The sequence below is a fragment of the Bacillus sp. ISL-75 genome (genome assembly GCF_018613095.1).
In genome coordinates, this window is sequence record NZ_JAGGQX010000029.1 from 1 (window position 1) to 7,121 (window position 7,121).

The 7,121-nt window shown below is 36.9% G+C and carries 7 protein-coding genes; all 7 read right to left on the reverse strand.

From position 1 onward, the window contains the following. Positions 1–462: 462 nt before the first annotated feature. Positions 463–798, reverse strand: a complete 336-nt coding sequence (locus J7E63_RS13680) for a (2Fe-2S) ferredoxin domain-containing protein (protein WP_214998665.1) — start codon at positions 796–798, stop codon at positions 463–465. 22 nt (positions 799–820) lie between these two features. Next, positions 821–1,684 carry a hypothetical protein gene (locus J7E63_RS13685; RefSeq protein ID WP_215013112.1) on the reverse strand — a complete coding sequence of 288 codons (864 nt, stop codon included), beginning with the start codon at positions 1,682–1,684 and terminating at the stop codon, positions 821–823. Between the two features lie 30 nt (positions 1,685–1,714). Then, a complete protein-coding gene (locus J7E63_RS13690; RefSeq protein WP_215013114.1) occupies positions 1,715–4,135 on the reverse strand; it encodes a heavy metal translocating P-type ATPase in 2,421 nt (806 codons plus the stop codon). Between the two features lie 91 nt (positions 4,136–4,226). Continuing rightward, positions 4,227–4,466, reverse strand: a complete 240-nt coding sequence (copZ, locus tag J7E63_RS13695) for a copper chaperone CopZ (RefSeq protein ID WP_214732563.1) — start codon at positions 4,464–4,466, stop codon at positions 4,227–4,229. Positions 4,467–4,562: 96 nt separating this feature from the next. Further along, entirely contained in the window at positions 4,563–4,769 is a 207-nt protein-coding gene (gene copZ, locus J7E63_RS13700; RefSeq protein ID WP_214998673.1) for a copper chaperone CopZ, read from the reverse strand. A gap of 16 nt (positions 4,770–4,785) precedes the next feature. After that, positions 4,786–5,127: a metal-sensitive transcriptional regulator gene (locus J7E63_RS13705; protein ID WP_374193732.1), complete on the reverse strand. Its 342-nt coding sequence runs from the start codon at positions 5,125–5,127 to the stop codon at positions 4,786–4,788. Between the two features lie 522 nt (positions 5,128–5,649). Next, positions 5,650–6,753, reverse strand: coding sequence for a plasmid pRiA4b ORF-3 family protein (locus J7E63_RS13710; protein ID WP_215013118.1), 1,104 nt, complete (start codon positions 6,751–6,753; stop codon positions 5,650–5,652). Positions 6,754–7,121 lie beyond the last annotated feature (368 nt).

Sequence of the window (7,121 nt, forward strand, 5' to 3'; positions counted from 1 at the left end):
ACCCAACTATATCAAGGCATACCTGCCTATTTCAGTGTGCGAAAGTTGAGTTATAATAATTGTAGCCAAGTGACCCCTAAGAACTTGGTGTTTACGTCATAAGAATCCGTCCTTAACTACCATTGAGGATGGATTCTTTTGTGCATTTTTACTTTTCATATACTTTTTTAAATACTAAACATGGATCAAAATCGTCATAAAGGAGTCATTTCTATCTTCAACTGCTTACTTTAGTTTATGTACGTTTCTTCACAATCTCTTACTAAGATTAAATTAAATATCCAGTCTTTGAAAGTCTTGTTCCATTAAATGGCCCGTTTGTGGAAGATAGCATGTTCCAGTAAAGGACTTTTTTTAAAACGACTTTATTATGATGAAATACCAATTGTCACTCGGCACTTACTACAGTAGAAAAGCGTCCTGTTAAACAGAAACGCTTTGGGTCGATATAGAGATAAGATGTTACAGTTCACTCTCATGGTTCTTAAATGTTTGCCCATCATGGTAAAAAAGTTCAGAGCCTAAATGAACATTTTCGTTTTCTTTCAATTGACGAATAAGCTCTTCACTTTTAGTTTTATTCATTTCTTTATACCAGGTTCCTTGTGGATATAGAACAGCGATCGGACCATGTTTGCATTGGCCGTTACATAATGTTTTTGTTGTGTGAATCTCCTTTTGCAGATCTAAGTTTTTCAATTCTCCCCTAATGGTCTCTGTTACTTCTTCTGCTCCATTTTTCATGCAGGTTTTCCCGTTGCAAATTAATAGATGTTTGCTAACACCATCTAAGTTCATAACATTCCCCTCTGTTCCTCGTTTATTTTACCTCTATCACAAATGGGTAGGCAGTTACTTTACCATCAAATTTAAATTCTCCCCATACTTTGTAGATCCCAGGTTTATCAAATTTTGTTTCAAATTGTGTCTTTTCTTCTGAAGTAGGGTGCACATGAACAAATTTCTCACCCTTTTCATCCAAAATAACAACATGACCTAAAGCCCCCAGGTAGGGCTCTGGTGTAATCCCTTTTGTATCAAAATTTAACGTAACATCTTTGTTTACTCCTAGCTCTGTAGTTGTTAATTCAACCGTCTTTCCATTAATTGTTTTAGTTAAGTTTGTATCAGCCTTTAGTGAATTTTCATCAAGGTCACCATGGCCTTTCCCCACATGCAGCTCTATCGGACTAATTTGATAGGCAAGGTTTTTTGGTTTAATATCAACAAAAGCTTTATAAGAGTTTTCAGGCAGGTCGAATTTCAGAGTATACACACCATTTCCTTTTTCCTCAGGATGTAAATGGTAATAATCTTTTAAGTCGGCACTTACAATAATTAAATGCATAATCTTTTCATGTGAAATTTCTAATTCAGGTGAATTTTGGTCTTTATCCTTTAGATCAATGGAAATTAAGCCTTCTTCATATTTTACGTTTGTGACCACTTCACTTTCTGATGTAGCCCCATGATTTGAATGCCCTGAATCCTTACCACTTGTATGATCATCGTTATGTGCTTGCTCAGCAATAGTTTCTTTTTTCTCATGACTATTTGCTTCCGAGTGGGTATTAGTGTGATCGTTATTACTGTTCAAGCTTGCATATACGGAATATCCGCCAATGACTAACCCAAGATAAACAATCGCTGAAATTGCCCAGGTCAAAATGTTTTTTTGTTTCATAAAAATGCTCCTCTCTTTTTTATCGATCAATTATCCTTTTAACTTAATCCGCTGTAATCTAAGTGCGTTTAAAACAACTGACACTGAACTAAATGCCATTGCTACTCCTGCAAGCCACGGTGCCAGAAAGCCCAGTGCTGCAATTGGAACTCCTAAAGCATTATAAGCAAAGGCCCAAAATAGATTTTGCTTAATATTTCGAATCGTCATTTTACTCATAAAGATGGCATCGGCAATACTATTTAAGTCTCCTCTGATTAAAGTAATATCAGCAGCCTCCATTGCTACATCCGTACCAGTACCGATTGCCATGCCAATATCTGCAGTAGCAAGCGCTGGTGCATCATTAATACCGTCACCGACCATCGCCACTTTCTTTCCAGCTTTTTGAAGCTTTTTAACTTCCTCTGCCTTTCCTTCCGGCAGAACTTCTGCTATAACATGGTCAATTCCGACCTCATTTGCAATTGCTTGGGCTGTCTGCTTGTTATCTCCTGTAATCATAACAACCTCTAGACCCATATTTTTTAACCGTTCAATCGCTTTTTGAGAGGTTTCTTTAATTGTATCTGCAACGGCAATCACTCCTGCAAATTGATGATCAATTGCGACTAGCATTGCGGTCTTACCTTGCTTTTCTAAGTTTTCCATCTTAGGTAATATGTTTCCAACATTAATAATATTTTTCTCCATAAGTCTGCGCGTTCCGATAAGCAAGGATTTGCTTTCAACTATTGATTCGATTCCAAAACCAGGAATGGCTTCGAAATGTTCAGAGCTGACCAGTTCAATTCCTTTTTCCTTAATGCCCTCAACAATTGCCTCAGCTAACGGATGTTCGGAATTTCTTTCTGCAGCACCGACTAACTTTAAAAATTCCTTTTCTTCAAATCCATTTGCAAGAATAATATCTGTAAGTGTTGGTTTTCCATTTGTTACCGTTCCCGTTTTATCAAGGATCACTGTATCCAATCGATGAGTCGTTTCAAGATGCTCCCCGCCTTTAAACAAAATTCCATATTCAGCTGCTCGGCCTGACCCTGCCATAATGGATGTAGGAGTAGCTAGGCCCAGTGCACATGGACATGCGATAACTAATACGGCAATTAACTTTTCAAGAGCTGCTGCAAACTCTCCGGGACTTACAACAAAGTACCAAACCAGAAATGTCACAATGGCGATCCCAACGACAATTGGGACAAAAATTCCGGATATAACATCGGCTAAACGTTGGATTGGCGCTTTAGATCCTTGAGCTTCTTCGACTACTTTGATGATTTGAGCTAAGGCCGTATCCTTTCCTACCTTTGTTGCTTTTACCTTTAAAAATCCATTCTTGTTAATGGTTGATCCTATTACTGCATCTCCAACTGTTTTATCGACAGGAATACTTTCACCTGTAATCATTGATTCATCAAGGGCAGATCTCCCTTCAAAAATCACTCCATCTACAGGTACCTTTTCACCTGGTTTCACATATACGATATCTCCAGCGATTACTTCTTCAATTGGTAAATTCAATTCTTGCCCGTCTCTTAAAACTGTGGCCGTTTTCGCCTGTAAGCCCATAAGCTTCTTAATAGCTTCAGAGGAACGTCCCTTTGCTTTTGCTTCAAACAGTTTACCTAATATAATTAGAGTAATTAACACAGCACTTGTTTCAAAATATAATTCCACCATATGTGCATCAGAGCCTATGGATAAATTACTCAAGTAGATGCTATAGAAATAAGCTGCAGAGGTGCCAAGCGCAACCAAGACATCCATGTTTGCACTTTTATTCCTTAATGCTTTATAAGCACCTGCGTAAAATTGACCTCCTACTAAAAATTGGACAGGAGTCGCAAGCGCGAGTTGAACCCAAGGATTCATGAACATCTCAGGCAGCCAAATGAAAGAAGTAACCTCAAAATGACTGACCATTGCCCAAAGTAAAGGGATGGATAAAATAGCCGAGAATATAAATTTCCCTTTTTGCTTTTCAATTTCTTTTTGTCTATGATCCACTTTTTCGCCTTTAGATTCTTGCTTTTGTTCCAAGCGATAGCCTAATTTATTAATGGCCTCCTTCATATCTGAGACCGAAACTTCATCAGGATTATATTCTACAAGGGCCGATTCTAAGGCAAAGTTAACCGTTGCGGTTTGAACACCATTTAACTTATTTAAACGTTTTTCAATTTTATTCGCACACGCTGTACACGTCATACCGCTTATATTAAATTCAGCTTTCTCACTGATTACTTTGTATCCTAAAGATTCCACTTTTTCCTTCAATTGATTTACATTTGCTATAGACGAATCAAATGTTACTTTTGATTTTTCTAATGCGAAATTTACGCTCGCATCCTCTACTCCATCTATTTTTTTTAGACCTTTTTCTATTCTCACTGCACAAGCAGCACACGTCATGCCAGCTATTTGAAGTGTTGTTTCTTTTTTATCGCTCATAACCTTTTACTCCTATCACCACATACTATAGTGGGGTATATTTTTGGGGTAATAAAACGTGCCACTAAAGACAGCACGTTTTTTCAGTTCCTTAGTGACAGCTTTGATCTTTAGACGATTTACTCAGCGCTGCATCATAACCTTGATCCTCTATAATGTCAGTAATTTCTTTTAAAGAAACCACTTTCGAATCAAATGATACATCTACTTTTTCTTCATATAAGTGAACCTTTACAAAATGAACACCATTTAATTTTCCTACGTTTCCTTCTATTGAATTTATACAATGCCCACATGACATTCCTTTCACTGTTAATATTACATTTTCCATGATTTACTCCTCCTTATTCGTTATTACCATACCTTGGTATGGTATATTATTTTTAAAAATAAATCGTGCTTTATTCCGCACGGTCTTTAACCAAATTTATTGAACATCATAACCTTGGTCATCAATTGTTTCTTTGATTTTATCAATAGTAACTTCGCTCGGATTAAACTCCACACTAACCGTTCCTGAATCCAAGTTTACTTTAACAGCGGTAACTCCGGGTAATTCGCCTACACTGCCTTCAATTGAATTAATACAATGGCCGCATGACATACCTTTTACGATTAAAGTTATATTTTCCATATCGCTAAGTCTCCTTTTATTTTTTCAGTAATTTTTGAATTGTCACCATTACCTCGTCTAAAATCTCCGTATCTCCCTCTTGAATTTTTTCTAGAACACATGACTTCATATGCCCTTCAAGTAAAATACGGGCGACACTATTTAAAGCGGATTGAGTCGCAGATATTTGAGTAATGACATCATCACAATACGTATCTTTTTCAATTAATCCTTTTATTCCCCTAATTTGACCTTCGATTCGATTTAATCTTGTTGTTAAGTTATTCTTCACTTTATCTGAATGGTGGCTTTTTCTTGCACCGTCTGATGAGCAGCATTGATCGATATCAACAATTTTATTAAGACTTTCTGAATTCATCGACATTGCCTCACCTCCTTAATTACATAATACTATACCCCCCCATAGTATGCGAAGAGTTTTTTAAAGAAAATTTTAAAATAGGTATTTGATATAGAATTTTATTTACTTAAATTGCGCCGGTTTGCTTAATAATACTTGAGTGTAATCTATCCTAGATTAACCTTATCTTTGCATTACAAATTGAATTCACTTCCAACCTCAATTAGAATAACGATTCTTCTGTTGGTTTATTGTTGGTTTATAAAAAAGTTTGATCAAAAATACGTCTTATAATGTTGATTTTCCAAATATAAAAGAGCCTGATTTTGAAAAAAAGAATGATTAAAACAGGCTCTTAAAATATTTCACGAGGGCACTTTTTTAAAAAAGTTTGATCATTATCTACCTGTGTTGTTCAACAATAGCGCCCGATTGCGGAAGATCGTTTTACTGTTTGTTGGCTGCACTTTTTTCCCGAAAAGCCCCCAGACTCTTGCCCCACTTCCTTTTTGGAACGAAGGATCTGACTCCTTTGTCCTGTCACACTCTCCGCAACATTCGATTAATCTTCTCCTCATCAAACTCGCTATAACCCTGCTTCATTCCCCATTCCAGCATATGCTCGTAGTCTGGATGGTTTTTATCGCTGATGATAAGAAGAAATGCTTCGTAACCTGGTTCTCCTCCTACATCTTCTGGCGGAGCAGCTCCTTCTCCATCTAAACAGATAGGATAATTGAGATCGAAGTTTTCAATCACTCTTTCTAACTCGATAGTATGCTGCCAGCCATCTCCGAAGTCATAATTGTATACAATCTTAGCCGGAAGATATTCGGACAGCTTTATACCTGTATCCATTTTCATAGGGACATCACCTTGGTAATGAAAAGCTTCTTCGTTACACACTAGGTTTACAATCGGTCTATGTTGGTTGGTCGGGATGACTTTGCCATCCGCGTTACTTGGATAAATATAAAAATCATACAGATGGCTATTCTGCCAGTGAAATGCAATTTGTAAAATTCTATGCAATTTAGGAAAAGTAGTATTAGTTGGCACGACAATCTTCCGCCTAACTTCGTGTCTCTCAAGTATCAACTTTACCTTAAGTTCCACTGCTTCAGATTGAAAAATCGGTTGACCAGCCAACTCCTCCAAATGCTTATACTTTTCTTCTTTTGGATAAATGTAGTCATTCTTTCCTACTCCTACTAATAAGCCATTAATCCTTAAGCTCATCTCCACTTGATTGATGCTATCGTTATCGAGTAATTCCCCAAAGTGATAAACATTTTCACATACCTTGTTCATTCTGGCTACAAATGCTCTATCTTTTGTTTTGGAAAAGGTAATATGAGAAGAGTGTTGCAAAAACTGCTCGATCACTTCATCCTTGATACACTCCGCTTCGAATGTTTCCCGGATGGCCTGTACGATTAACTTACTTATAGTTTTCATATCCTTTGCTTTTAGGCCATGGAGGATGATTGCATATAAGTTTCGATCATTCACCAACACAACCGTCTTCTTCCGACCAACCTTTAATAAATTGGCATGCCAAGAAAACAAGGGATTTTCTTCTATCTCAGTAACCGGGGGTACCTCAAGTTCATCTAGTAGCTTTTTGGTACATTGAATTAGCATATGTATTAGCTCCTTCCATCAGCTCGGCTGTTCTTATTGGTAGCTTAGTTGGGCTTGTAAGTATGAACATATTTTAACACATACCTAATCCGGACCTGTTCTCATTTCCATTTCAAACTGCAACCATTGCATACTGGAAACAAGAGAATCGCCAGAATTCGGCTTTTTCATAAAATAGTTATTTATTTTTAATGAATTAGTAATGATTTATCGAAAAATACGTGACAAAAAAGTTCGTTACTTGACAATTTAGCCCAATTCAAAAAGGAGCACTTACTCAACAAGTGCGCCCTATAATTGAATAACTGATTATACCTAGTTTAGTATAATTAAAATCTTTTACTTATATGCTTGCCATACTCCTCCCG